The organism is Kitasatospora sp. NPDC058243 (assembly GCF_042882025.1).
Taxonomy (GTDB): domain Bacteria; phylum Actinomycetota; class Actinomycetes; order Streptomycetales; family Streptomycetaceae; genus Kitasatospora.
On record NZ_JBHVWW010000014.1, the window covers coordinates 84,306 to 108,610 of the forward strand.

A 24,305-nucleotide genomic window follows, 5' to 3' on the forward strand; every position below is an offset into this window, starting at 1 on the left:
ATCGGCCCCGGTCAGGGCCTGCTTCGACGTACCCGTCCCCAGCGGCGCACGTCTCGGCGGCAACTGTCGGGAGGGGAGGTTCTCCACCCATGCGACTCATCAGACGGACTGCCGCGGCCGCCGTGCTCGCCGCCAGCTGCCTCGCCGCGACCGCCTGCGCGCCGGGCACCGCCGCGCCGGCCGGCGACAAGGCCGCCGACGACCGGACCGGCACCCTCCAGGTCTGGCTGTACAACGAGGCGGGCAACGCGGCCAAGGAGGCCGTGGTCGGCAAGGCGGTGAGCGAGTTCCAGGCCTCCCACCAGGGCGTCACCGTCAAGGTCAGCTACATCGACACCGACGCCTCCGCCCGCGCGGCCAAGATGAAGGGCGCCTTCAACGACCCGGGCAGCGCCCCGGACCTGGTCGAGTTCGGCAACACCGACCTCCCCGGCTACGTCGCGGCCGGCGGCCTCGCCGAGATCGGCGCCGACCTCGACAAGTGGCAGGACAAGGGCGACCTCGACCCGGCGATCGTCAAGACCGCCGTGGTGGACGGCAAGACGTACGGCCTGCCCTGGTGGGTCGCCGTGCGCGCGCTCTACTACCGCAGCGACCTGTTCACCGAGGCCGGGCTGACCCCGCCGACCTCGTACGCCGAACTGGTCACCGCCACCCAGAAGATCCACGCAGCGCACCCCGACACCTTCGGCATCGCCGTCGGCGGCAAGTACACCTTCGGGGCGCTGCCGTTCGTCTGGGACGCGGGCGGCGACATCGCCGCCAAGGACGGCTCCGCGTACAAGGCGGCCATCAACTCGCCCGCCTCGCAGGCCGGGATCAAGCGCTACACCGATCTCTTCGGCGCCGACGGCTGCCCCGCCCAGCAGTGCGCCGACCTCACCGGCGGCAAGACCGTCGACCTGTTCGCGGCCGGCAAGTCGGCGATGGCGATCCTGCCCAACTCCAGCCGCAGCAAGGTCGACGGGGGCCCGGTGAAGGGCAAGTACGGCGTGGTGCCGCTGCCCGGGGAGAAGGCCGGCTCGATCGCCCCGGCGTTCGCGGGCGGCAACAACCTCGGCGTGATGAAGGCGGCCAAGCACCGCACGCTCGCCCTCGAATTCGCCGAACTGCTGGCGGGCCCGGCGTACCAGGAGCAGATGTACGACGCGATGGGCAACCTGCCGACGCTCAAGTCCGTCAGCGGCAAGGTCGCCGCCAAGGACGCCTTCCTGAAGCCGTTCACCGACACCATCGCGGCCGGCACCAGGTTCGTCCCGCTCGACCAGGCGTGGGCGCAGATCGACGCCCAGGCGGTGATCCCGACCATGCTGCAGCAGGTGGTCACCGGCAAGGCGGACGTGGCGAAGGCCTCGGGCGACGCCGCGAACCAGATCACCTCGGCCTTCGCCGTGCACTGACGGCGGCTGCCCACCCGCCTCCGACCCCCGGCCCCACCCCCAACCTCTGGTCCCGTACCACCTCCTGGTCCCGCACCGACCTCATGGTCCGCGGAAGAGAGCAGGTCCCGCACGTGTCCGCATCCACCACGACCGCCCCGACGGCGCCGCCTTCCCCGCGCGGGCGCCGTGGGGGCACGGCGCCGGCCGCACCCTCGGGCGGCCGGCGCCGCCGGCCTCCGCTGCTGCTGCTCCTGCCGGCCGCGGTCATCCTGATCCCGCTGGTCGCCTACCCGATCTACCAGCTGGGCCTGCTGTCCGTGCTGGACTTCGGGCAGGCCCAGGCCTCGGGGGGCGCCCCGACCTCCTTCGTCGGCTTCGGCAACTACTCGAAGATCCTGAGCGACGGCCAGTTCTGGTCGGTGCTGCTGCAGACGGTCGGCTTCGCCGCGTTCTGCGTGGTCGCCACCCTGGCCGTCGGCGCGACCCTCGCCGTCCTGCTGACCAAGGTCGGGCGGTGGCCCAGGCTGGTGCTGACCACCGCCGCGATGGCGGCCTGGGCGGCGCCGGCGATGACCGGTTCGACGGTGTGGAGCTTCCTGTTCGACACCAACCTCGGCCTGGTCAACCACACGCTGGTGAAGCTCGGGCTCACCGGCTTCCACGAGTTCAACTGGTTCTACGACAAGTGGACGGCGTTCCTGATCGTCGGCGCCGTCGTGGTGTGGCACTCCTTCCCCTTCGTGATGGTCACCCTCTACGCGGGGATCCGGGCGATCCCGGAGGAGATCATGGAGGCCGCCGCCCTGGACGGCGCCAACACCTGGACGACCTTCCGCCGGATCACCGCGCCGATGCTGCGGCCGATCCTGACCATCGTGGTGATCCAGTCGGTGATCTGGGACTTCAAGGTCTTCACCCAGATCTACGTGATGACCGAGGGCGGCGGCATCGCCGGCCAGAACCTGGTGCTCAACGTGTACGCGTACCAGAAGGCGTTCGCCTCCTCGCAGTACGGGCTCGGCGCGGCGATCGGCGTGATCATGCTGTTGATCCTGGTGATCCCGACGGTCCTCTACATCCGCACCCTGCGACGGACGGGGAACGAACTGTGAGCGCCCTGAACCCCGTCCGGGACTCCCGGACCGGCACCGGCGGAACCGGCACCACCCGGAGCCGCAATACCCGGAGCCGCAACACCCGCAACACCCGCGGCCGTTGGCGGTTCGCCGCCAACACCGGCGCGATCGTGCTGGCCGTGGTCACCGCCTTCCCGATCTTCTGGATGGTGCTGTCCGCGTTCAAGCCCAAGGGTGAGGTGCGGTCGCTGGACCCGAAGCCGTGGACGGCCCACCCCACGCTGGAGAGCTTCCGCCAGGTGCTCAGCGTGGACGGCTTCGGCCGGTACTTCGTGAACAGCCTGGTGATCGCGGTGTCGGTGGTGGTGCTCTCGGCCGTCGTGGTGTTCCTGGCGGCGGTGGCGGTGACCAGGTTCCGGTTCAGGTTCCGCACCACCATCATGGTGATGTTCCTGATCGCCCAGATGATCCCGGTCGAGGCACTCACCATCCCGCTGTTCTTCATGTTCCGCGACGCCGGCCGGTTCGCGCCGGGCATCGGGCTGAACACCCTCGCCTCGCTGATCCTGGTGCAGCTGGCGTTCTCGCTGCCGTTCGGCATCTGGATGATGCGCGGCTTCGTCGCGGCCGTCCCGGTGTCGATCGAGGAGGCCGCGCAGATCGACGGCGCCAGCCGCACCCGCATCCTGTGGCGGATCCTGCTGCCGCTGGTGGCGCCGGGCCTCGCCGCGACCAGCGTGTTCTCCTTCATCGCCGCGTGGAACGACTTCGTCTTCGCGAAGACCTTCATCATCAGCGCCACCCAGAACCAGACCCTGCCGTCCGCGCTGCTGGTCTTCTTCAAGCCGGACGAGAACGACTGGGGCGGCATCATGGCGGCGTCGACGCTGATGACGGTGCCGGTGCTGATCTTCTTCATCGCGGTCCAGCGCAAGCTGGTGTCCGGGCTGGCGGGCGCGGTGAAGGACTGACGTCGGCCGGGGCGGTGAAGGACTGACGCCGGCCGGGGCGGTCGGGCGGGCTCCCCCCGTCCGGCCGCCCCGGCGGTCGTGCCACGCCGTGCGGCCGGTACCGGACGCCGATCCGCGGGCCCACCGGCCGGGCCGTCTCCGGGGCGGCGGTTAGGCTTCCGCCATGCCTGGCCGGCACCGGTGGACGGGGCTCCCCTCCCGGGTGCGGCGGCCGGCGATCATCCACCGCGACGGCGGCTCCGCCGCACAGATGGGGAAGACGATGAGCAAGCCCACGAGGACGGCCGCGCAGCCGCCGGCGGCACCCGGTGCCGACAGTCACGACCTGATCCGCGTGCACGGCGCGCGCGAGAACAACCTCAAGGACGTCAGCGTCGAGCTCCCGAAGCGGCGGCTGACGGTGTTCACCGGCGTCTCCGGCTCCGGCAAGAGCTCCCTGGTGTTCGACACGATCGCCGCCGAGTCGCAGCGGCTGATCAACGAGACCTACAGCGCCTTCGTCCAGGGCTTCATGCCGACCCAGGCGCGGCCCGAGGTCGACGTGCTGGAGGGGCTGACCACCGCGATCATCGTCGACCAGCAGCGGATGGGCGCCGACCCCCGCTCCACGGTCGGCACCGCCACCGACGCCAACGCGATGCTGCGGATCCTCTTCAGCCGGCTCGGGCAGCCGCACATCGGCTCGCCCAAGGCGTTCTCCTTCAACGTCCCCTCGATCAGCGGGGCGGGCGCCGTCACCGTCGAACGCGGCGGGAAGACCGTCAAGGAGCGGCGCAGCTTCAGCATCACCGGCGGCATGTGTCCGCGTTGCGAGGGCCGCGGCAGCGTGTCCGACATCGACCTCACCCAGCTCTTCGACGACACCAAGTCGATCTCCGAGGGCGCGATCACCATCCCCGGCTGGAAGACCGACAGCTGGTGGACGGTGGGGATCTACGCGAACTCGGGCTTCCTCGACCCGGACAAGCCGATCCGCAAGTACACCAAGAAGGAGATGCAGGACTTCCTCCACCGCGAGCCGACCAAGGTCAAGGTCAACGGGGTCAACCTCACCTACGAGGGGCTGATCCCGAAGATCCAGAAGTCGATGCTCACCAAGGACCGGGACGCGCTGCAGCCGCACATCCGGGCGTTCGTCGACCGGGCGGTCACCTTCACCGCCTGCCCCGACTGCGGGGGCACCCGGCTCAGCGAGGCGGCCCGGTCGTCGCTGATCGGCGGGACCAGCATCGCCGACGCCTGCGCGATGCAGATCAGCGACCTGGCCGCCTGGGTCCGCGACCTCGACGAGCCGGCCGTGGCGCCGCTGCTCGGGACCCTGCGGCACACCCTCGACTCGTTCGTGGAGATCGGGCTGGGCTACCTCTCGCTCGACCGGCCCTCCGGCACGCTGTCCGGCGGCGAGGCGCAGCGGGTCAAGATGATCCGGCACCTCGGCTCGGCGCTCACCGACGTCACGTACGTCTTCGACGAGCCCACCACCGGCCTGCACCCGCACGACATCCAGCGGATGAACGAACTCCTGCTGCGGCTGCGGGACAAGGGCAACACGGTGCTGGTCGTGGAGCACAAGCCGGAGACCATCGCGATCGCCGACCACGTCGTCGACCTCGGCCCCGGCGCCGGGACGGCGGGCGGCTCGGTCTGCTTCGAGGGCACCGTCGAGGGGCTGCGGTCCAGCGGCACCGTCACCGGCCGCCACTTCGACGACCGGGCCGCCGTCCGCAAGGCGGTGCGCGAGCCGAACGGCACCCTGGAGATCCGCGGCGCGACGGCGAACAACCTGCGCGACGTCGACGTCGACATCCCGCTCGGGGTGCTGACCGTGATCACCGGCGTCGCCGGCTCCGGGAAGAGCTCGCTGGTGCACGGTTCGATTCCGGGGGGCGCGGGCGTGGTGTCCGTCGACCAGGGCGCCATCCGCGGCTCCCGGCGCAGCAACCCGGCGACGTACACCGGGTTGTTGGAGCCGATCCGCAAGGCCTTCGCGAAGGCCAACGGCGTCAAGCCGGCCCTGTTCAGCGCCAACTCCGAAGGCGCCTGCCCCAACTGCAACGGCGCCGGGGTGGTCTTCACCGACCTGGCGATGATGGCCGGCGTGGCCAGCACCTGCGAGGAGTGCGAGGGCAAGCGCTACGACGCCTCGGTGCTGGAGTACCACCTCGGCGGCCGTGACATCAGCGAGGTGCTCGCGATGCCGGTGACCGAGGCCGAGGAGTTCTTCGGCACCGGCGAGGCGCGCATCCCGGCCGCGCACCGCATCCTCGCCAACCTCGCCGACGTCGGGCTCGGCTACCTCAGCCTCGGCCAGCCGCTCACCACGCTGTCCGGCGGCGAGCGGCAGCGGCTCAAGCTGGCCACCCACATGGCCGAGAAAGGCGGCGTCTACGTCCTCGACGAGCCGACCACCGGCCTGCACCTCGCCGACGTCGAGCAGTTGCTCGGGCTGCTCGACCGGCTGGTGGACTCCGGCAAGTCGGTCATCGTCATCGAGCACCACCAGGCGGTGATGGCGCACGCCGACTGGATCATCGACCTCGGCCCGGGCGCCGGCCACGACGGCGGCCGGATCGTCTTCGAGGGCACGCCCGCCGACCTGATCGCCGCCCGCTCCACCCTCACCGGCGAGCACCTCGCGGCCTACGTCGGGGGCTGACGGCCCCGGCGGTCGAACGTCTCGGCGGTCGAACGTTTCGGCGGCAGGGTGGTGCCACGCCCCGGGCACTACCCTGCCGCCATGGCGATCCACCACCGGGTCCGGCTCGTGCTGCTGGACCCGGTGCGCGGTGGTGGTGGACCGTCACGCGGGAGCGGGGTGGACGGTCCGCCCGCCGACGACCGTGCGCTCGGGCCGCAGCTCGCGCAGCACGTCGACCGGGCAGCTCAGCGGATCGACCGGCCACACCGTCAGATCGGCCAGCGCCCCCGGCCGCAGGCTGCCGCGTTCGGCGCTCTCGCCCATCAGCCGGGCCGCGTGGACGGTGTGCAGCGCGACCGCCTCGGCCCGGTCGACGGCGTGCTCGGGCCCGACCACCCCGGCGGTGGTCCGGCGGGTCGTCATGCCCCACACCGACACCATCGCGCCGTACGGGCCGACCGGGAAGTCCGAGCCGGCGGCCAGCAGCGCGCCCTCGTCGAGCCATTCGCGCAGCGGGAAGATCCCGGCGGTGCGCTCCTCGCCCCAGGCCCGCTGCTGGGCGAGCGCGCCGTCGTGCAGCAGCGGATGCTGCACGGTGACGGGGATGCCGAGCGCGATCGCCCGGGCCCGCTGGTCGGCCCGGGCCAGCCCGCCGTGCTCGACCACCAGCGTGCCGGGCGGCAGGCCGGGGCGCTGGTCGAGTACCTCCTCGAAGACGTCCAGCAGGGTGCGCAGGCCGCGGTCGCCCCAGGCGTGCACGCCGACCCGCCAGCCGCGCCCGACCACCCGGTCGACGGCCGCGACCAGTTCCTTCGGCTCCCAGAGCAGCCGGCCGTGGTAGCAGGGCCGGCCTTGGTACGGCTCCTCCAGCGCGCCGGCCTCGAAGCCGCCGTCGATGCCGAACTTCACCCCCCACAGCCGCAGCAGGTCGTCGTCCTCGCCGGCGGCGCGCCAGGCGTCCATCCGGTCCAGCAGCTCGTCGACCTGTTCGGGGGTGCGGGCGGCGAAGCCGGAGACCAGCGCCCGGACCCGGACGGCGAGCGCGCCGGCCGCCCGGGCCGCGAGCAGCACGTCGAGGTCCTCGACCGGGACGAGGCAGTCGCGGACGGTGCCGATGCCGGTGGCGGCGTAGTCGGCGGAGGCGGCGCGCAGGCCGGCCACCCGTTCGGCGAGCGCGGGGCGCGGCAGCACCCGCTCGACCAGTTCGACCGCCTTGTTGACCAGCCGCCCGGTGAGCCGCCCCCGGTCGTCGCGTTCGAGCAGGCCGCCGGGCGGGTCGGGGGTGTCGTCGGTGATGCCGGCGAGGCGCAGCGCGGCCGAGTTGAGCACCATGTTGTAGGCGCCGCGGCGGACCAGGACGGGGTGGTCGGCGGTGGCCTCGTCCAGTTCCGCGGTGGTGGGCAGCCGCTGCTCGGCGAGCAGCACCTCCTGCCAGTTGACGGTGGTGTGGATCCACTGGCCGGGCGGGGTGCGGGCGGCGCGTTCGCGGATCAGGCCGAGGAAGGCGGCGAGGTCGCGGGCCCGGTGGACGGGGACGCCGTGGACGCTGTGGCCGGCCAGGATCAGGTGGGTGTGGGTGTCGTCGAAGGCGGGCAGCACCGTGGCGGCGGGGGTGTCCAGGACCTCGGTGTCCGGTCCGATCAGGTCGTCCAGGCCGTGCGGGTCGGCGGACAGGGCGGTGATCCGTGCCCCGGTGACGGCGATCGCCCGCTGCGGCGGCCGGCCGGGGACGAGGGTGTGGACGGCGGCGGCGCGGACGAGGAGGTCGGCGGGGGCGGGGTCGGTCATCGCGGCTCCTGGTGGGGTGGGGCGCCGGCCGGCAGGCCGGTGACCTGCTCGACGTGCCGCAGGCTGGGCTCGGCGAGCAGCGCGTGCAGCTCGGTGAAGACGGCCCGCGCGGCGACGGCGTTCCAGTCGGCGGGCAGCAGCGGCTCGGGCAGGCCCGGGTCCAGGTAGGGCAGCCGGCGCCACTGGGTGAGCATCGGGACGTAGTCGCGGAACGCCTCGACCGGGTCGACCCGCGGCCGGCCGCGCAGTTCGGCGGCGACCGGGCGCCAGGCGTCGTCGAAGGCCGCGTACTGCGCCTCGATCGCGGGGAAGTCCCACCAGCCGGCCACCGCGGTGCGCAGTTCGGCGAAGCCCGCGTACTCGGCGGACAGGAACAGGTGCACGTAGGCGCTCAGCCCGAGGCGCTCCAGCAGCCGCCGGGCGTCCGGCAGCAGCCGGGCGGGCGCCAGCCAGACGCCGGGGGCGGCGTTGCCGAAGCCGAGCCAGCTCAGCCGGGAGCGCAGCTGGTGGCGGTGGGCGCGCTCGGACTCGGGCACCGAGAAGACCGCGACCACCCAGCCGTCGGCGAGTTCGGCGGGCTCCAGGCTGTGGAAGATCCGGCGGTCGCCCTCCTCGAAGACCGGGCCCATCGCCGGGGCGAGCCGGTAGCCGGTGCCGTCGCGGCGCTCCTGGAACAGGGTGCCGGCCTTCTTCAGCCGGGAGATGGCCGAGCGCACCGCCGGGCCGTCGACGTCGAGTTCGGCCATCAGCGCGATCAGGTCGGCGATCGAGATCCAGCCGCCGAGGCGGCGCACGAACTCGCCGTACACGGTGTGGATGAGGGAGCTGGGCCGGGGCGTGCTCTCCGACATGGTGCGCCTCCTCCCCGGCAGCTCGTGGTGATCATAGCGGTGGGAGCTCCGCGTCAGGCGTGGGCGTAGGCGCCGGAGAGCAGGTGCCCGGCGCCGGGGGCGACGGCCGGCAGGCCGAGGGCGCGCAGCAGTTGGTGGGTGGTGCAGATCGCCGCCGAGACGACCGGCTTGCCGAGCTGCTGCTCGGCTTCCTCGACGGCGGACAGCGAGGGCAGCTGCACGCAGGCCGAGAGCACCACCGCATCGGCCTCGGCGTGGGCGAGGCGCCGGGCGATGGCGGGGAGCCGCGCCGGATCGTGGGCGGCCACGTCGAGGTTGTCGGGGATCTCCAGGGCCGCGTAGTCGAGCACCTCGATGCCCTCGTGGGCCAGGTAGTCGACCACGGTCCGGGCCAGCGGCCGCAGGTACGGGGTGACGAGGGCGACCTTCTTGGCGCCGAGCGTGTGCAGGCCGGTCACCAGGGCGCCCGCGCTGGTGACCACGGGGGCGGGGGCGCCGTTCTCGGCGGTGCGCCGGTGCAGGCGCTGTTCGGCCTCGCGGTGGTAGCCGGGGCCGGTGGCCATCACGGCGACCAGGCAGGCGTAGCCGAGCACGTCGACCCGGGCGTCGGAGAGTTCGGCCGCGCAGCGGTCGGACTCGGCGTCCATGGCGCGCAGTTGCTCGGGGGTGACCCTGGTCATCCGCATCCGGCTGGAGTGGAAGGTGAACCGCTCGGGCGCGACCGCCTCGCGGGCCCGCAGCAGGGCGGGGACCTCGGTCTCCATGGTGACGTTGGAGCTGGGGACGATCTGGCCGATCCGGTAGGTGGTCATGGGGTGCTGGGGTTCCTCTCGGGAGCTGGCCGGGGTGGGGTGCTCCGCTCAGCGGGCGTCGACCACCGGGTTGGCGAGGGTGCCGATCCGCTCGATGGTGGCCTCGACCAGGTCGCCGGGCTGGAGGAACTGCGGCGGCACCAGGCCGGCGCCGACGCCGGACGGGGAGCCGGTGGCGATCACGTCGCCCGGTTCGAGGGTGACGCCGGAGGAGATGTCGGCGATCAGGCGGGCGATGCCGAACAGCATGTGGCGGGTGTTGGAGTCCTGCCGCAGCTCGCCGTTGACCCTGAGCGAGAGGTCGAGGTCCTGCGGGTCGGGGATCTCGTCGGCGGTGACCACGACCGGGCCGAACGGCGCGTAGCTGTCCTGCCCTTTGGAGAAGAACCACTGCCCGGAGCGGCGTTGGTCGCGGGCGCTGACGTCGTTGACGATGCTGTAGCCGAAGACGTGCCGCCAGGCGTCCTGCTCGGCCACCCGGAAGGCCGGTTCGCCGATCACCACGGCGAGTTCGCACTCCCAGTCGAGCTGCTTGGTCAGGTCGGCGTTGTGCCGGATGGGCTGGCCCGAGCCGGTGACGGCGGTCGCGGGCTTGCTGAACAGCACGGGCCGGTCGGGCAGTTCGCGTTCGGTGTCCAGGGTGCGGTGCGATTCGGCGACGTGCTCCACGTAGTTGAGGCCGACGCCGACGATCTTGCCGGGCCGCAGGGGCGCGCGCAGCGACACCTCGGCGAGCGGGCGGACGGCGGGGTGGCCGGGCCCGACGTGGGCCAGCAGCGTGCGGGCGGTGGTCAGCGCGGCCTCGCCGGCCCGGACCAGGCCGAGCAGGCCGTCGGGCAGCCGGGCGTCGGCGGCGGTGGCGAGGGCGGTCAGGTCGGCGACCTGGTCGCCGAGCCGGGCGCCGAGGCGCGGGGTCTCGTCGCCGTCCGTGCAATAGGTCAACAGGTGCATGGTCGGGGCTCCTTGGGGGTGCCGGGCGATGGTGGGCCGGGGTGCGGGTCCGGTGGGTCAGGCCGGGCCCTGGTGCCCGTCGTGCTCCGGGTATGCCTCCTCGCGGTAGAGGCCGAGCGAGTGCATCACCGGGAAGTCGTTGAAGGAGAACAGGCAGGCGTCCTCGCCGGGGTCGAGGTTCGCGTGCTCGTGCCAGGCCCAGGACGGGACGACGAAGACGTCGCCCTGCTGCCACTCGAAGCGCCGCCCGGCGATCACCGAGACGCCCCGCCCCTTGGCCGCCGTGTAGACCACCGAGCCGGTGTGGCGGTGGGCGCGGGTGGCCTGGCCGGGGCGCAGCAGTTGCAGGTGGGCGGCCATGGTCGGCATCACCGGGCCGCCGGTGACCGGGTTGGTGTACTCCATGATGACGCCGTCGTACGGCGATCCGTCGGTGGCGCGGGCGAGTTGGCGCAGCGCGTGGTAGCTGGGCTCCCAGGGCCAGCCGAGCAGGGGGGAGTAGGGCCTGCTCCAGGTCTCGACGCCGTACGGGAGCAGGTTGCCGCCGTAGCTCAGCAGGGAGGAGTTCACCACCGGGCCGGGCCGCTGGTAGAGCTCCGGGTGGACCTCGTAGAAGTTCGCGTCGAGCATGTTGACCAGCGGGATGTCCAGGCCGTCCTGCCAGATCACCGGGGCGTCGTCGGACTCGTTTCCGTGCTCGTGCCAGGAGTTGTTGGGCGTGATGGCGAAGTCGCGCGGGCCGACCTTGAGCTTCTGGCCGTCCACGACCGTCCAGGCGCCGGTGCCCTCGTGGACGAAGCGCAGGGCGGCGGCCTGGTGGCGGTGCGCGGTCATCGCCTCGCCGGGGCCCATGATCTGGAGGCCGGTGTACAGCAGGCCGACGGCGGCGCTCAGTTCGCGGCGCCCGGGGTTGACCAGCATCACCACCCGGCGGCCGGCGTCGTCGGCCTTGACCAGCGGCAGCGCCTTGCGGACCAGCGGGCGCAGGTCGGCGTAGCGCCAGAGCACCGGCACCGACTTGGGCTGCGGGTACCAGGGCTCGATCTCGTTCGCCACCGTCCACAGGGCGCCGGCCTCGTGTTCGGCCAGTTCCTCGTAGTAGGCGGCGAGTTCGGGGCTGTCGGTGACCCTGGCGCGGCCGAGCCGGTCGTCGTCGTGGCCGGCCGTGCGCTCCTGGTCGGTGGCGCCGTGGGGGTCGGTGGTGCCGTGGCGGTCGGTCGTGTCGTCGTGGCGGGTCATGCCTGCTCCTCCGGGAACACCAGCGGCCGCAGCGGGCGGTTGTCCACGTGCAGCCGGAAGACGTCGAAGCGGTTGTAGTGGCCGACGATGTCGTGCATCTGCTTGGGCTGGATGCACCGGCCGAGGTCGATCTCGGCGTAGACGATGCCCTCCTCGTCCACCAGCGGCTCGCCCACCGGGCGTCCGTCGGGGCCGAAGACGCCGGACAACGCGCTGCGCGGGCGGGCGAGTTGCTTGCGCACCTGGTGGTCGTCACCGGCGATCAGGTCCACCATCTCGGGCGAGATGGTGGAGCAGGAGACCACGGTGAACAGCTTGCCCTCGAAGCAGTGCGCGGCGGCGCGCAGCGCGATCGCCTCCGCCATGTCGTAGTCCTCGGGGGCCACCGGCAGGGCGATGTAGCTGGCGGCGTGGACGAGTTCGCCCTGGGCCAGCAGGGTGAAGCGGGCCAGGGTGTTGGTGTTCTCGCCGCAGGCCAGCGCGCCGAGCGGGCCGACGGCCGTGCGGTGCACCCGCAGGGAGCTGCCGTCGCCGGGCGTCCAGGTCAGCTTCTCGGCCCAGGTCGGCACCAACTTGCGGTGCACATCGAGGAGTTCGCCGTCCGCGCCGATGATCAGCAGGGTGTTGTAGAGCACCCCGAGGCTGTGCCGGCCGCGTTCGTTGACGCCGATCACCAGCACCACGCCGGCCTGCCGGGCGGCGGCGCGCAGCGTGTCCACGTACGGGCCGGGGACGTCGACGGCGGCGCGGTAGAGGCGCTCGTACCAGGGCGAGCCCTGCACCGGGTTCATCGTCCAGTTCCAGTACGGGTAGCCGGGGACGAAGACCTCGGGGAAGACCACCAGGGCGGCGCCGTGGCCGGCCGCCTCGTGGATCAGGGCGACGGCCTTGTCGACGGTGGCGGCCGGGTCCAGGTAGACGGGGGCGGCCTGGACGGCCGCGGCGGTGAAGCGGGGCAGGTCGGGCATGGTTCCTCCTCGGCTGCTCAGCGCGGTTCGGGGGTGGGCGGCGGCCAGCGGCGGTGCACCGGCGCGGCGGGCCCGGCCAGCAGGTGCAGGCGCGGTGCGACCCGGTCGGCGTTCGGGCCCGGCGGTCTGCGGCTGCCCGCCGACCAGGGGCCGGGCCAGTGCGCGCCCGGCCCGGTGTAGCCCTGCTCGGCGGCGGCGTGCAGCGTCCAGAGCGGGTCGTACAGCTGGGCCCGCCCGATCGCGACCAGGTCGGCCCGCCCGGCCAGCAGCACGGAGTTGGCGTCGTCGTGCCCGGAGATCGCGCCGACCGCGATGGTCGGCAGGCCGGTGGCGGCGCGGATCAGCTCGGCGAACGGCGTCTGGTAGCCGCGGCCGTACGGCGGCCGCTGGTGGGCGACCACCTCGCCGGTGGACACGTCCACCGCGTCCGCCCCGCCGTCGGCCAGCGCGCGGCCGATCGTGACGGCCTCCGGTGCGGTGGTGCCGCCGGGCGCCCAGTCGCAGGCCGAGATCCGCACCAGCAGCGGCCGCCCGGCCGGCCAGAGCGCGCGGACGGCCGCCAGCACCTCCAGCGGCAGCCGCAGCCGGTGTGCGAGCCGGCCGCCGTAGCGGTCGGTGCGGTGGTTGGTCAGCGGTGAGAGGAAGCCGGAGACCAGGTGGCCGTGGCCGAACTGCAGCTCCAGCGCGTCGAAGCCGGCCCGCGCCGCGCGTTCCGCCGCCTCGGCGAAGTCCGCGACCACGGTGGCCAGTTGGGCGGCAGTGGCCGCGTTCGGGGCGGGGCTGTCCGGGCTCCAGGGGAGCGGGGAGGCGGCGAGCAGCGGCCAGCCGTCGGCGAGCGGGCGCCCGATCCCGTCCGGGCCGGGTGCGGCGGTGGCGCCCCGGCGGCCGGCGTGGGTCAGCTGGAGGCCGACCGGGGTGTCGCTCACCGCGCGGACGGCGTCGACGAGTTCGCGCCAGGCCGTCTCCTGGCGGTCGTTCCACAGCCCCGGGCAGCGGTCGGTGGCCCGGCCCCCGGGGCTGACGGCGGCCATCCCGGCGAGGACCAGTCCGGCGCCGCCGAGCGTGTGCGCGGTCAGCTGGGCCCGGTCGAAGCCGCTGGGCAGGGTGTCGGTGGAGGTGAAGGTGGCGAGCGGGGGCACCACGACGCGGTTGCGCAGCTCCAGGGCGCCGAGCTTCAGCGGGCGGAACATCGGTGGTATTCCGGGCGGGCCGCCGGCGGCGGCGTCCACCGCGTCGACGAAGCCGGGGTCGCGGGCCCGCAGGTTGCCGTAGGTGACCCGGCGGCTGCGGGTGAGCAGGTTGAACGCGAACCGGTCGGCGCCCTGCCCGGTGCGCCGCTCCACCGTCTCGAACCACTCCAGGCTCGCCTGCGCGGCCCGCTGGGTGGACTCCACCACCGGGCGCCGCTCCGCCTCGTAGGCCGCCAACGCCTGCTCCAGCGCCGGTTGTTCGTGCAGGCTCGCGGCGAGCGCGAGGGCGTCCTCCAGGGCGAGCTTGGTGCCCGAGCCGATCGAGAAGTGCGCGGAGTGCGCCGCGTCGCCGAGCAGCACCACGTTGCGGTGGCGCCAGCGGGCGTTGCGCACGGTGGTGAAGCGGATCCAGCGGGAGGCGTTCGGGATCAGCCGGTGGCCGTCCAGGTGTCCGGCGAGCAGGTCCGCGCAGCGCCGCACGCTCGCCTCGTCGCTCTCGCCGCGGGCCGGCTCCCGGGCGGCGAGGGCGTCGAACCCGGCCCGGCGCCAGGCGTCTTCGGCGATCTCCACGATGAAGGTGGAGCGGGTCGCGCTGTACGGGTAGGCGTGCACCTGGAGGGCGCCGAAGTCGAACCGCTCGACGATGAAGGTGAAGGCCTCGAAGACCTTGTCGGTGGCGAGCCAGATGTAGCGGCAGTGCCGCTCGTCCAGGTCGGGCCGGAAGGTGTCGGCGTAGGCCGCGCGGGTGCCCGAGTGGATGCCGTCGGCGGCGACCACCAGGTCGTACTCGGCGGCGAGCCGGCCGACCGGGGGGGCGGGGGTGCGGTAGCGCACGTCCACCGCGAGCTGCTCGCAGCGCCGTTGCAGGATCGCGCGCAGCCGGTTGCGGTCGAGTGCCGCGAAGCCGTGCCCGCCGCAGGTGCGGACCTCGCCCGCGTAGCGCACGTCGATGTCGCTCCAGCGGGCGAACTCGGCGCCGATCGCGGCGAAGACCTCTGGGTCGGCCTGGGCGATGCCGTCCAGCGTCTCGTCGGAGAACACCACGCCGAAGCCGAACTCGTCCTGTCGGCCGTCGCGTTCGAAGACGGTGATCTCCCGGTGCGGCGCCAACCGCTTGGCGAGCGCGGCGAAGTAGAGCCCGCCCGGACCGGCGCCGATCACCGCGATGCGGCGGGCCGCGCTGGTGCGGGCGGCGGCGGGTGTGGTGGTGCGGGCCGCGGTGGTCACCGCACCACCTCCGGCTGTTGCGGTCCGGCCTCGGCCAGCGCGCGGCGCACCGGCGCGGGCCAGGGCTCGGCGCCCTTGGCGTTCGGCGCGGCGTGCACCACCGACATCCGCCCGGACGCGGCCAGGCCCTGCGGGCCGTGCACCTCGAAGGCGTAGTGCAGCGAGGAGCCGCCGACCCGGACCACCCGCAGCTCGGTGCGGACCAGGTCGCCGAACCAGAGCCGCTCGCGGTAGTCGGCCTCGAAGTGCACCCGGGGGATCCGCCCGAACAGCTCGGCCAGGCCCAGCCGGCGCAGCAGCGCCGCCTCCGCGGCCTCGGCCCAGCGCTGGACGGCCGAGAAGTGGTAGTGCCCGGCCGCGTCGGTGTCGGACCACTCGACCCGGCGCTCGATCGCCACGCTGGCCGGGGCGGTCGCGGCCCGCCGGCGCAGTTCGGCGCGGTGCAGCTTGCCGGTGGCGGTGCGCGGCAGCCGGGTGACGAACTCGACCGCGCGCGGGTACTTGTACGGGGCGATGGTCCGCTTGACGTGCTCCTGGAGGCTCCGCACCTGCTCCGGCCCGGCGGGCGCGCCCTCGCGCAGCACCACGTAGGCCTTCACCACCGTGCCGCGCCGTTCGTCCGGCGCCCCGACCACCGCGCAGTCGGCGACGTCGGGGTGGGCGGAGAGGGCCTGCTCGACCTCGGGGCCGGCGATGTTGTAGCCGGCCGAGACGATCATGTCGTCGTTGCGCGCCTGGTACCAGAAGTAGCCGTCCCGGTCACGGAGGTAGGTGTCGCCGGTGAGGTTCCAGCCGTTGCGGACGTAGTCGCGCTGGCGTTCGTCGTCCAGGTAGCGGCAGCCGGTGGGGCCCTTGACGGCGAGCAGCCCGGGCACGCCGTCCGGCACCGGCCGGCCCTGCTCGTCGAGGACGGTGGCCCGGTATCCGGGGACGGGGCGGCCGGTCGCGCCGGGGCGGATGTCGCCGTCGGCGGCGGAGATGAACACGTGCAGCAGCTCGGTGGCGCCGAGGCCGTCGATCAGCCGCTGCCCGGTGGCCGCGTGGAAGGACTCCCAGAGGGCGGCGGGCAGGTGCTCGCCGGCCGAGACGCAGCGCCGTACGCCGGACAGGCGGTCGGCGAGCCCGGCGGCCAGGATCGCCCGGTAGGCGGTCGGAGCGGTGAACAGCACGCCGACCCGGTGCCGGTGGACCTGCTCGGCGAGCTGCTCGGGGGTGGCCTGCTCCAGCAGCAGGCTGGCGGCGCCGGCGCGCAGCGGGAAGACCACCAGGCCGCCGAGCCCGAAGGTGAAGGCGAGCGGCGGGGTGCCGGCGAACAGGTCGTCGGGGGTGGGGCGCAGGAGGTGGCGGGAGAAGGTGTCGGCGTTGGCGAGCACGTCGCGGTGGAAGTGCAGGGTGGCCTTGGGCCGTCCGGTGGTTCCGGAGGTGAAGGCGATCAGCGCGACGTCGTCGGCGGCGGTCGGGACGGCGGTGAAGCCGCCGCTCTTGGCGGCGCAGCGGGCGGTCAGGTCCTGGGGGCCGGGCCCGCCGAAGGCGAGCACCCGCAGGCCGGGTGTCTCGGCCCGGGCGAGGTCGTCCAGGTAGCGGTGGTCGCACAGGGCGATGGCGGGCCGGGCGATCCGGTGCAGTCCGGTCAGTTCGGCGGCCCGCAGCAGCGGCATGGTGCTGACGGCCACGCCGCCGGCCTTCAGGACGCCGAGCCAGCAGGCCACCAGCCAGGGGGTGTTGGGGCCGCGGAGCAGCACCCGGTTGCCGGTGGCCAGGCCGAGGTCCTCGGTCAGCAGCCGGGCCACCCGGTCGGCGTGGTCGCGCAGTTCGCCGTAGGTCCACTGGCCGGTCGGGGTGAGCAGGCAGCGGCGGTCGGGGCCGTACCGGGTGATCGTTGCGTCGAGCAGCGCCTGGGCGCAGTTCAGTCGGTCCGGATAGGCCAACTCCGGTATGTCGAAGAGGAGTTCGGGCCACTGGTCGAAGGGCGGGAGATGGTCGCGGCAGAACGTGTCCACGTGCGCGGAGGGGGATAGCTCCATGGGCGGGCACCTCATCGTGCGAGCGGGAGTGAGGCCAGTATGGCGTGTTGGTGACGCCAGTCAAGAGAGCGATACATGCATTCGGGGGAGCGGGCGTCGCGCGGCCTCACCAGTGGCCCCACCGGTGTCCCGGCGCAACGGCAGCCGCACCCGGCGACCGGTGCGGTCGGGGTGCGGCGGGTTGGGTAGGGGCTGCGGCAGGCGGGGGTGCGGCCGGGTCAGGCGGTGGCCCCCTGGGCGGCGGCGTCGGGCTCGCGGCCGTCCTCGGCCTGCTGGGCGCGTTCGGCCAGCAGGCGGGCGAACAGAACCAGCACCGGCATGGCGGCGTCGGCGCCCGGGCCCGAATCGCGGACGTACAGCAGCGTGGTGCCGACCCGCACCAGGGCCTCCGCCCCTTCCGCGCCGTGCGTCCGGGCGGCCCGCTGGTCGCCGATCGGGGGGAGGGGGACGGCGGCGGCCGCGTCGGCGCCGCCGACGTGGGCGAGCATCGCCTCGAAGGCCCGGCCGGCGGCGTCGGCGGAGGCGAAGGTGACCACGGTGAACTGTGCGCTGTGCGTGGTCACGGCACGGAACGTCACGGTGGCGTACGCGAGTTGCTGGTCGCAGGCGTCCGGGAGCAGGCAGGGCACGTCCTCGCCCGGGCCCGCTCCGGACTGCGGGCCGCTCTCCACCTGCCAGCCGCCCGGCATGGCCCGCAGATCGGGCAGTACACCCTGCACCTGGGCGGGGTCGCGCAGCGTCCGCCCGGCGTGGGCCAGGTCGGGCCCGCCCGGCCGCAGCAGCGGGCGCGAGCCCAGGTTGATCCCGACGGCGACCAGGGCGGCGACCACGATCAGCGCCAGCGTGACGAGGACGGGGGCGGCGCCGATCCGGGCGGCCCGGGCCTGGGCCCCGGCGACGGCCGGATCGACCCGGAGGTGGACGGTCGGTGGGTCGGCGGGCCGGCCGAGTTCGGTGGTGGCCAGGTACCGGGCGAACGCCGGGTCCGTGGTGAGCAGTTCGCCGACGGCGGCGGTCAGCCCGGCCCGCGCCCGGGCGTCCCCCGGGCTCGCGTCGACCGCGTCCACGGCCCGGGCGCCCTCCGGCGTGGCCCGCAGCCGCGCCCGCACCAGATCCGCGACCGCCCGCCCCGGGCCGCCCGCCACCCCCTCGGCCGCCCGTATCAGCACGCCCACCACCACGGGCACCAAATCCTGGCCGTCCCCCATGGCAACTTCCCCCGCCCCACGAGTCGTTGCCCCCACGATCCCGGACCGGACGGCGCCGCGCCCCCCACCGGACGGAACGGAGACGGAACTGCAACCGGGCCCGGACGGACGTGGGGCGGGCGTGACCCGGGGGGCCACTGGTACCCGAACGGGCCGGCCGAGGGGGCGGATCGGCCGCGAGTTGTGTCCTGACAAGGGGGGGCGGACGGATGCCAGGCGCACCTGCTCGGCCGGGGCCGTGCTCAGCGCAGGCCGCTCAGCGCAGGTCGAAGACCAGGCGGGCGGAGACCTTGCCGCCCAGCACCTCGTCGAAGCAGGCGTTCACCTCCTCCAGGCGGCGGGGTTCAAGGATGACGCGGGTGCGGCCGAGGGCGTGCAGGCGGAAGACCTCGGCGAGGTCCTGGCGGGTGCCGACGATCGAGCCGATCACCCTGGTGCCGTTCAACACGGTCTCGAACACCGGCAGTTCGAGCTTCCCGCCGGCCGGGAGTGCCACCAGCACGAGCGTGCCGCCGCGCCGCAGGGCCCCGTAAGCGGCCTGGAAGGAGGCGTTGCTGACGGCGAGGGCGATGGCCGCGTGGGCGCCGCCGAGCCGCTGGACCTCCGCCGCGATGTCCTGGGTGCGGGCGTCGAGGACGTGGTCGGCGCAGAGTTCGCGGGCCAGGGCGAGCTTGTCGTCGGTGACGTCGACCGCGATGGTCTCGGCGCCGAAGATCCGCGCGTACTGCAGCGCCAGGTGGCCGAGCCCGCCGATGCCGGAGACCAGGACCCGGGTGCCCGGGCGGGCGCCGGAGACCTTGAGCGCCTTGTAGGTGGTGACACCCGCGCAGGACAGCGGCGCGGCGTCGAGCGGGTCGAGGCCGTCGGGGACGGGCACCACGTAGTCGCCGTGCGCCAGCGCGTACTCGGCGTAGGCGCCGTCCACCGAGTAGCCGCTGTTGTGCTGCTGGAGGCAGAGCGTCTCCCAGCCGGAGACGCACTGGTCGCAGCGCCCGCAGGCGTCGGCCAGCCAGGGGATGGCGACCCGTTCGCCGACCCGGACGTTGCGCACCTCCTCGCCGACCGCCTCGACGATCCCCACGCCCTCGTGGCCGGGCACGAACGGCGGGTTCGGCTTGACCGGCCAGTCGCCGTGGGCGGCGTGGATGTCGGTGTGGCAGAGGCCGGACGCCTCGATCCTGACCCGGACCTGGTGCGCCGCGGGCTCGGGGACGGGGCGGTCCTCGATGACCAGCGGCGCGGTGAAGTCGTGGACGACGGCGGCCTTCATGCGCTCTCCCTCGGTCGGTGGTGATGCTGCTGGCGGCTGGGCGCAGCCGTCAGCAGCATCACTCGACGGGGTGAGTGCCGCAGCCCGGACTACTCCGGACGAGTGGACGAGTGGACGAGTGAAGGTCAGCCGGCCGCCACCGGCATCGACATGTAGACGGCGCGCTTGCCGTAGCAGGCCGGCACCGTCACCTCGCGGTGGGCGCGGTAGCCGAGCAGCCGCAGCAGGATGTCGGTGCCGCGGACCGCGACCATGGAGATCCGCTCGAAGCCCTGTTCGGACGCCTGCTCCCGGAAGTGCCGGATGAACCCCAGCGCGACCTCCCGGCCGCGCAGGTCCTCGGCGATCACCAGGTCGTGCACGTGCAGGTTGTCCGACGCGAACACCGCCTCCTCCGGCCGGTCGAGGCTCGGGCAGCGCAGCGGCGGGTACGGCAGGCTCAGCAGGTAGCCGCGGACGGTGCCGTCCTGCTCCAGCACGAAGCAGGTCCGCGGCGAGGCGAGGGCGCGGGACTGCAGCGCCTCCCTGCCCTCCGACAGGCCGTCGGCCGCGTAGGCGTCGTGCTCCAGTGCGACCACGGCGTCCCAGTCGCCGTCGGCCAGGAGCCGGATCCGGAGGTCCTCGCTCACCCGGCCGCGACCTCCGAGGCGGTGCCGAGCCCTTCCGCGCGGGAGGCGGCCACCAGCGCCGCCCAGGCTCCCATCAGCACCGCCCAGCGCTCGGCGTCCTCCTGCGCCTCGTCCAGGAGCTGCTGGCGCTGCTCGGCCACCGCGTCGGCGAGCTCGGTGTACTTGCCGCCCAGCTTGCGGTAGGAGCGGTCCAGGACGTCCAGGCAGTGCTCGTTCCCGGCCCGGTCCCAGTCGACGCTGCCCCGCACCAGGCCGAGGATCGGCTCGATCTTCAGCCCGTGCCGCTCGTCCAGCAGCTCGCGGCCGAGGTCGATCATCCCGCCGTAGACCGGGTACAGGTACAGCATCGAGAGCAGGAACTTGACGAACCGCATCTGGTAGGAGATGAAGCCGGCGCCGATGCGGCGTTCGGGCGTGTAGTAGTTGACGATGTGGCGGTTGTGGACGACGCCGGGCAGCCGGGAGTGGACCATGGCGTGCAGCAGGGCGTAGTCGCTGCCGATGGTCTTGACCGAGGGCAGCAGCGGCAGCACCTCGTAGGCCCGGTGGTCCAGGGCGATGTTGCACATGTAGACGTCCCAGATGTCGGGCACGCCGAGGACGGATTCGTCGGTGGTGAACGGCTCGGAGCCGGCGCCCTTGAAGGAGACGTCCACCATCGCGTCCCGGTCCTCCTCCGGCCACACCGGCGGGGTCCACAGGCGCACCACGTCGCGGTAGATGTCCGGGTCCAACTCGTGGATCTCGCTGATGTCCACGTTGAGTTCGCCGATGAAGGAGCCGCTGACCAGCATCACCGGCTTGTCCGCGTCGGCCGGGTCGAGCTCGGAGCGGGTCACGCCGGCCGCCGCCTCGCCGGCCGGTCGGCCGATCGAGAGCAGCTCGTGGTGGATCGGGAAGATCTTCCGACCGTCGACGACCTGGAAGTCGGCGTCGTCGTTGCGCAGGTGCGCCGAGGTGCAGCCCAGGGCGGCCGCGCCCAGGAAGAGCCGGTTGACGCAGGAGCCGTACGCGACGGCCGGCGGGAGCATCAGGTCGAGCAGCAGTCCGGGGTCGGCGGCGCCGGAGCGCTCGGCGACCCGGCGCAGGAACTCCCGCTGCTGCGCGTTGCCGAGGTGGTGGACGACCACGCCGGGGGTGGGCTCCAGGGCGGCCACGGCGCCCGCGTTCTTCGCGAACTGGACGGCGTCGGTGGTGTCGAGGATGAGGAGGTGCACCTCGACGTCGAAGTTCGCGACGGCGTAGGCCGCTTCCTCGGCGAGTTCCACGATGGTGTCGGGGCAGGATCGCATGGTGGGCAGGGCGAGGCAGACTCGTTGCATAACGGTGGAATCTCCGTCGGTTCGTCAGAATCGTGGCGGTGATGACGGTATGAGTGCTTTTCGCGCACCACCGTGGACTAGACCAGTTCCGAAGTCAACGATTGACAGAGCGGCTGCGGCGGGGTGGAATGCGCCCCCGCCCGACGGCTTTCCGGAGCCTCTCGGGCTTCCTTCCGGGCAGGGCGGAGCGCGGGTCCGGTGGCACGCGGTGCGGGCCCCCGGGTCCGTACGCGAGGACGAATTCCCGTCACAGATCCGAACGGGCGCGCGAGCATGGGTGGTTCATTGCCGTGTATTGCGCCGTTGGGGTCAATCCGGAGGGTGAACCTGCCGATACCCGCAACGACGTCCGTTCGCCGCCTGGAGGAGACCGCATGTCCGACCTGTGGCTGCCCGGTGCCGAGATCCACGACCTCGGCGACCACGCGCCGACCGACCAGCAGTACCCCCCGAAGGCCATCGCCCACATCACCTGGGACCGCAACGCGACCGCCGCCGCGCCGCAGGACTGGTGCACCTACGAGGACCTGGTGAGCTACTTCACCGGCAGCGGCGCCGGCGACGCGCCACACCTCATCTGGGACCCGTTCAGCGGCCGGATCGCCCAGCTGTTCCCGGCCGACTCCCGCTCGAAGAGCCTGCTCAGCCCCACCGCGAGCCCGACCCGCACCAACCGGGCCGGGCGCGTGGTGATCCAGATCGAGGCGGTGTTCTTCCCCTACTGCAACTACCAGGGCACCGTGTACGCGCGGCTGGTCGACACCCCGTGCGCGGGCTGGGACCGGATCCACGCCTGGATCGCCTCCTGGGGCGTGCCCGACGCGTGGCCGATGGGCCGGCCGGTCGACTTCACCAGCCACCGCGACGAGCAGGTGTGGGAGGCCAGCGGCGGCTGGTACGCACACGCCCACGTCCCGTTCAACGACCACACCGACCCCGGTTCCTGGCCCGACTTCACGGCCGGCCCCGGCACCCCGATCCCCTCGCCCTCGCAGCACCCCCCGGTGCCCCCGGCGGACCCGACCCCGGCCCGGTACCAGACCACCATCAACGGCCTCCCGTACGGCTACGGCGCCCAGGGCTACCAGGTCACCGTGGTCGGCCGGGGGCTCGTCGCCCAGGGCTTCGGCGCTCACTACCGCTCCGGCCCCGGGCCGAACTGGAGCGACGCGGACACCGAGAACTACGCGGACTACCAGCAGAGCCTGGGCTACTCCGGCCAGGCGGCGGACGGCGTGCCGGGGGAGAGCTCGCTGCGGCGGCTGCTCGGCTACCTGCCCGGGCCCCGGACGGTGTCGCTCGCGCACGTCGTGGCGGCGGCCCGCACCGACCCCGGCGCCGAGCAGGGGCACCGGACGTACGGCGCCGAGGTGGCGATCGTCGAGCAGGCCCTGGCGGACGAGGGGCTGCTCGAACAGCGCTGGGTGGACGGCTCGTTCGGCAGCCTGACGGTCACCGCCTACGCCGGGTGGCAGCGCCGGTGCGGGTACACCGACGCCGCCGCCGACGGGATCCCCGGGCAGGACTCGCTGCACCGGCTGGGCGCGGCACAGGGCTTCGCCGTCACGGACTGACCGGGACCCCCCGTATCCGGGGCGTGGCGGCCCGTCCGTACCGGGGGCGTGGCGGTGGGGGAATGCCCGGTTCGGCGGCGGGCGTTGTCCACCGCGTGACCAGCGCTGCGCCCATCACCAGGCTCTCCGTCCTCGACCGCTCCCGGACCAGACGGGGCGAGGAGCCGGCGCAGGCGCTGCGGGACACGGTGGCCTTCGCCCGCGAGGCCGAGCGGCTCGGGTACCACCGCTTCTGGGTCTCCGAGCACCACGGCGTGCCCGGGGTCGCGGGATCCGCGCCGACGGTGCTCGCCGCGGCGGTGGCGGCGGCCACCACCCGGATCCGGGTCGGCACGGGCGGGGTGATGCTGCCCAACCACCAGCCCATGGTGGTGGCCGAGCAGTTCGGGGTGCTCGCCTCGCTCTTCCCCGGCCGGATCGACATGGGGCTCGGCCGCTCGGTCGGGTTCACCGACGGCGTGCGGCGGGCGCTGGGCCGGGAGAAGGACTCCGCGGACGACTTCGGCGCCCAGCTGGCCGAACTGCTCGGCTACTTCGACGGCTCGCAGCGGGCCCACCCCGGCGTCCACGCCCGCCCGGCCGAGGGCCTGCGGGTGCCGGCCTTCGTCCTGGCCACCGGCGCGGGCGCCGACCTGGCCGCCGACGCCGGGCTGCCGCTGGTCATCGCCGCCGCCCGGGGAGAGGAGCGGATGCTCGCGGCGATCGACCGCTACCGCAGCCGGTTCCGCCCCTCGGCGCAGGCCGCCGAGCCGTACGTGGTGGTCTCGGGCACGGTCGCGGTCGCCGAGAGCGCCGACCGGGCCCGGGAGCTGCTCGTCCCGGAGGCGTGGTCCGGCGCGTACTCCCGCACCCACGGCGAGTTCCCGCCGCTGGCGCCCGCCGCCGAGATCCTGGCCCGGCCGATGAGCCCGCGCGAGCACGCCGCCTACGAGCAGTCGCTGAAGGGCCACATCGCGGGCACCCCGGAGCGGGCCGCCGCCGAACTCGCCGCCCTGGTGGCGCGCAGCGGCGCGGACGAGTTCCTGGTCACCACCAGCACCTACGACCGCGCCGCCCTCCTCGACTCCTACCGGCTGCTCGCCGAGGCGGTCGGCCAGGCCTGAGGCCGCCGGCCGGGTGTGCGCCGGTCGGGTGTGCGGCGGTCGGGCCAGGCCTGAGGCGGTGGGCCGGCCCTGCGGCGCAGCC

Annotated in this window: 18 protein-coding genes and 1 pseudogene; 6 read left to right on the plus strand and 13 right to left on the minus strand. The window is 73.7% G+C overall.

Features of this window, described 5'->3' with window-relative positions; genetic code table 11:
- Window positions 1-89 precede the first annotated feature (89 nt).
- The 4 genes from ACFVX9_RS12765 (at window position 90) to ACFVX9_RS12780 (ending at window position 6,085) form a co-directional block, all read left to right on the plus strand.
- Window positions 90-1,400, plus strand: coding sequence for an extracellular solute-binding protein (locus tag ACFVX9_RS12765; RefSeq protein ID WP_387981561.1), 1,311 nt, complete (start codon window positions 90-92; stop codon window positions 1,398-1,400).
- An 83-nt stretch (window positions 1,401-1,483) separates the two neighbouring features.
- On the plus strand, window positions 1,484-2,494 hold the full coding sequence (locus tag ACFVX9_RS12770) for a carbohydrate ABC transporter permease (protein WP_380370330.1): 1,011 nt from the start codon (window positions 1,484-1,486) through the stop codon (window positions 2,492-2,494).
- Between the two features lie 131 nt (window positions 2,495-2,625).
- A complete protein-coding gene (locus ACFVX9_RS12775; RefSeq protein WP_063351601.1) occupies window positions 2,626-3,429 on the plus strand; it encodes a carbohydrate ABC transporter permease in 804 nt (267 codons plus the stop codon).
- Between the two features lie 262 nt (window positions 3,430-3,691).
- Window positions 3,692-6,085 (plus strand): excinuclease ABC subunit UvrA, encoded by a 2,394-nt coding sequence (locus ACFVX9_RS12780; RefSeq protein ID WP_363371080.1) that lies wholly within the window; start codon window positions 3,692-3,694, stop codon window positions 6,083-6,085.
- Window positions 6,086-6,229: 144 nt separating this feature from the next.
- Here ACFVX9_RS12780 and ACFVX9_RS12785 read toward each other — a convergent pair whose 3' ends face one another.
- The 13 genes and pseudogenes from ACFVX9_RS12785 to ACFVX9_RS12845 all read right to left on the minus strand — a co-directional run bounded on the left by ACFVX9_RS12785 (window position 6,230) and on the right by ACFVX9_RS12845 (window position 21,546).
- Window positions 6,230-7,855 (minus strand): amidohydrolase, encoded by a 1,626-nt coding sequence (locus ACFVX9_RS12785; RefSeq protein WP_387981562.1) that lies wholly within the window; start codon window positions 7,853-7,855, stop codon window positions 6,230-6,232.
- The gene (locus tag ACFVX9_RS12790) at window positions 7,852-8,706 is read right to left on the minus strand and encodes a PaaX family transcriptional regulator C-terminal domain-containing protein (RefSeq protein WP_380486754.1); all 855 of its coding nucleotides are present in this window, start codon (window positions 8,704-8,706) and stop codon (window positions 7,852-7,854) included. The genes ACFVX9_RS12785 and ACFVX9_RS12790 overlap by 4 nt, the downstream gene beginning before the upstream one ends.
- Before the next feature lie 53 nt (window positions 8,707-8,759).
- Entirely contained in the window at window positions 8,760-9,518 is a 759-nt protein-coding gene (locus tag ACFVX9_RS12795; protein ID WP_363371001.1) for an Asp/Glu racemase, read from the minus strand.
- Between the two features lie 48 nt (window positions 9,519-9,566).
- The gene (locus tag ACFVX9_RS12800) at window positions 9,567-10,469 is read right to left on the minus strand and encodes a fumarylacetoacetate hydrolase family protein (protein WP_387981564.1); all 903 of its coding nucleotides are present in this window, start codon (window positions 10,467-10,469) and stop codon (window positions 9,567-9,569) included.
- Between the two features lie 57 nt (window positions 10,470-10,526).
- Window positions 10,527-11,708, minus strand: a complete 1,182-nt coding sequence (locus ACFVX9_RS12805; protein ID WP_387981566.1) for a cupin domain-containing protein — start codon at window positions 11,706-11,708, stop codon at window positions 10,527-10,529.
- The gene (locus ACFVX9_RS12810) at window positions 11,705-12,676 is read right to left on the minus strand and encodes a carbon-nitrogen hydrolase family protein (RefSeq protein ID WP_350879099.1); all 972 of its coding nucleotides are present in this window, start codon (window positions 12,674-12,676) and stop codon (window positions 11,705-11,707) included. Before ACFVX9_RS12810 ends, ACFVX9_RS12805 begins: the two co-directional genes overlap by 4 nt.
- Before the next feature lie 17 nt (window positions 12,677-12,693).
- Complete coding sequence (locus tag ACFVX9_RS12815) at window positions 12,694-15,093, minus strand: FAD-dependent monooxygenase (protein WP_387981568.1); 2,400 nt, start codon at window positions 15,091-15,093, stop codon at window positions 12,694-12,696.
- The gene (locus tag ACFVX9_RS12820; protein WP_244293727.1) at window positions 15,090-15,491 is read right to left on the minus strand and encodes a thioesterase family protein; all 402 of its coding nucleotides are present in this window, start codon (window positions 15,489-15,491) and stop codon (window positions 15,090-15,092) included. The genes ACFVX9_RS12815 and ACFVX9_RS12820 overlap by 4 nt, the downstream gene beginning before the upstream one ends.
- A pseudogene (locus ACFVX9_RS12825) lies at window positions 15,492-17,117 on the minus strand (AMP-binding protein); the annotation flags it as partial.
- Between the two features lie 218 nt (window positions 17,118-17,335).
- Window positions 17,336-18,325, minus strand: coding sequence for a hypothetical protein (locus ACFVX9_RS12830; protein ID WP_387981569.1), 990 nt, complete (start codon window positions 18,323-18,325; stop codon window positions 17,336-17,338).
- Window positions 18,326-18,581: 256 nt separating this feature from the next.
- Complete coding sequence (gene adhP / locus ACFVX9_RS12835) at window positions 18,582-19,595, minus strand: alcohol dehydrogenase AdhP (RefSeq protein ID WP_387981571.1); 1,014 nt, start codon at window positions 19,593-19,595, stop codon at window positions 18,582-18,584.
- Between the two features lie 125 nt (window positions 19,596-19,720).
- Window positions 19,721-20,224, minus strand: a complete 504-nt coding sequence (locus tag ACFVX9_RS12840; RefSeq protein ID WP_363370988.1) for a GNAT family N-acetyltransferase — start codon at window positions 20,222-20,224, stop codon at window positions 19,721-19,723.
- Window positions 20,221-21,546 carry a DUF6271 family protein gene (locus tag ACFVX9_RS12845; RefSeq protein ID WP_387981573.1) on the minus strand — a complete coding sequence of 442 codons (1,326 nt, stop codon included), beginning with the start codon at window positions 21,544-21,546 and terminating at the stop codon, window positions 20,221-20,223. Before ACFVX9_RS12845 ends, ACFVX9_RS12840 begins: the two co-directional genes overlap by 4 nt.
- A gap of 374 nt (window positions 21,547-21,920) precedes the next feature.
- On the opposite strand from ACFVX9_RS12845, the gene ACFVX9_RS12850 reads away from it, so the two are divergent.
- Both ACFVX9_RS12850 and ACFVX9_RS12855 read left to right on the plus strand, forming a co-directional pair.
- The gene (locus ACFVX9_RS12850; RefSeq protein ID WP_387981574.1) at window positions 21,921-23,120 is read left to right on the plus strand and encodes a peptidoglycan-binding protein; all 1,200 of its coding nucleotides are present in this window, start codon (window positions 21,921-21,923) and stop codon (window positions 23,118-23,120) included.
- A 95-nt stretch (window positions 23,121-23,215) separates the two neighbouring features.
- Window positions 23,216-24,223: an MsnO8 family LLM class oxidoreductase gene (locus tag ACFVX9_RS12855; protein ID WP_387981575.1), complete on the plus strand. Its 1,008-nt coding sequence runs from the start codon at window positions 23,216-23,218 to the stop codon at window positions 24,221-24,223.
- The last annotated feature ends 82 nt before the right edge of the window (window positions 24,224-24,305 follow it).

Excerpts from the sequence above, each read along its gene's own strand:
- ACFVX9_RS12800 (WP_387981564.1), bottom strand. The coding sequence starts at position 10,469 with ATGCACCTGTTGACCTATTGCACGGACGGCGACGAGACCCCGCGCCTC.
- ACFVX9_RS12765 (WP_387981561.1), top strand. The coding sequence starts at position 90 with ATGCGACTCATCAGACGGACTGCCGCGGCCGCCGTGCTCGCCGCCAGC.
- ACFVX9_RS12795 (WP_363371001.1), bottom strand. The coding sequence starts at position 9,518 with ATGACCACCTACCGGATCGGCCAGATCGTCCCCAGCTCCAACGTCACC.
- ACFVX9_RS12805 (WP_387981566.1), bottom strand. The coding sequence starts at position 11,708 with ATGACCCGCCACGACGACACGACCGACCGCCACGGCACCACCGACCCC.
- ACFVX9_RS12830 (WP_387981569.1), bottom strand. The coding sequence starts at position 18,325 with ATGGGGGACGGCCAGGATTTGGTGCCCGTGGTGGTGGGCGTGCTGATA.
- adhP (WP_387981571.1), bottom strand. The coding sequence starts at position 19,595 with ATGAAGGCCGCCGTCGTCCACGACTTCACCGCGCCGCTGGTCATCGAG.
- ACFVX9_RS12770 (WP_380370330.1), top strand. The coding sequence starts at position 1,484 with ATGGTCCGCGGAAGAGAGCAGGTCCCGCACGTGTCCGCATCCACCACG.
- ACFVX9_RS12785 (WP_387981562.1), bottom strand. The coding sequence starts at position 7,855 with ATGACCGACCCCGCCCCCGCCGACCTCCTCGTCCGCGCCGCCGCCGTC.
- ACFVX9_RS12845 (WP_387981573.1), bottom strand. The coding sequence starts at position 21,546 with ATGCAACGAGTCTGCCTCGCCCTGCCCACCATGCGATCCTGCCCCGAC.
- ACFVX9_RS12810 (WP_350879099.1), bottom strand. The coding sequence starts at position 12,676 with ATGCCCGACCTGCCCCGCTTCACCGCCGCGGCCGTCCAGGCCGCCCCC.
- ACFVX9_RS12790 (WP_380486754.1), bottom strand. The coding sequence starts at position 8,706 with ATGTCGGAGAGCACGCCCCGGCCCAGCTCCCTCATCCACACCGTGTAC.
- ACFVX9_RS12780 (WP_363371080.1), top strand. The coding sequence starts at position 3,692 with ATGAGCAAGCCCACGAGGACGGCCGCGCAGCCGCCGGCGGCACCCGGT.
- ACFVX9_RS12850 (WP_387981574.1), top strand. The coding sequence starts at position 21,921 with ATGTCCGACCTGTGGCTGCCCGGTGCCGAGATCCACGACCTCGGCGAC.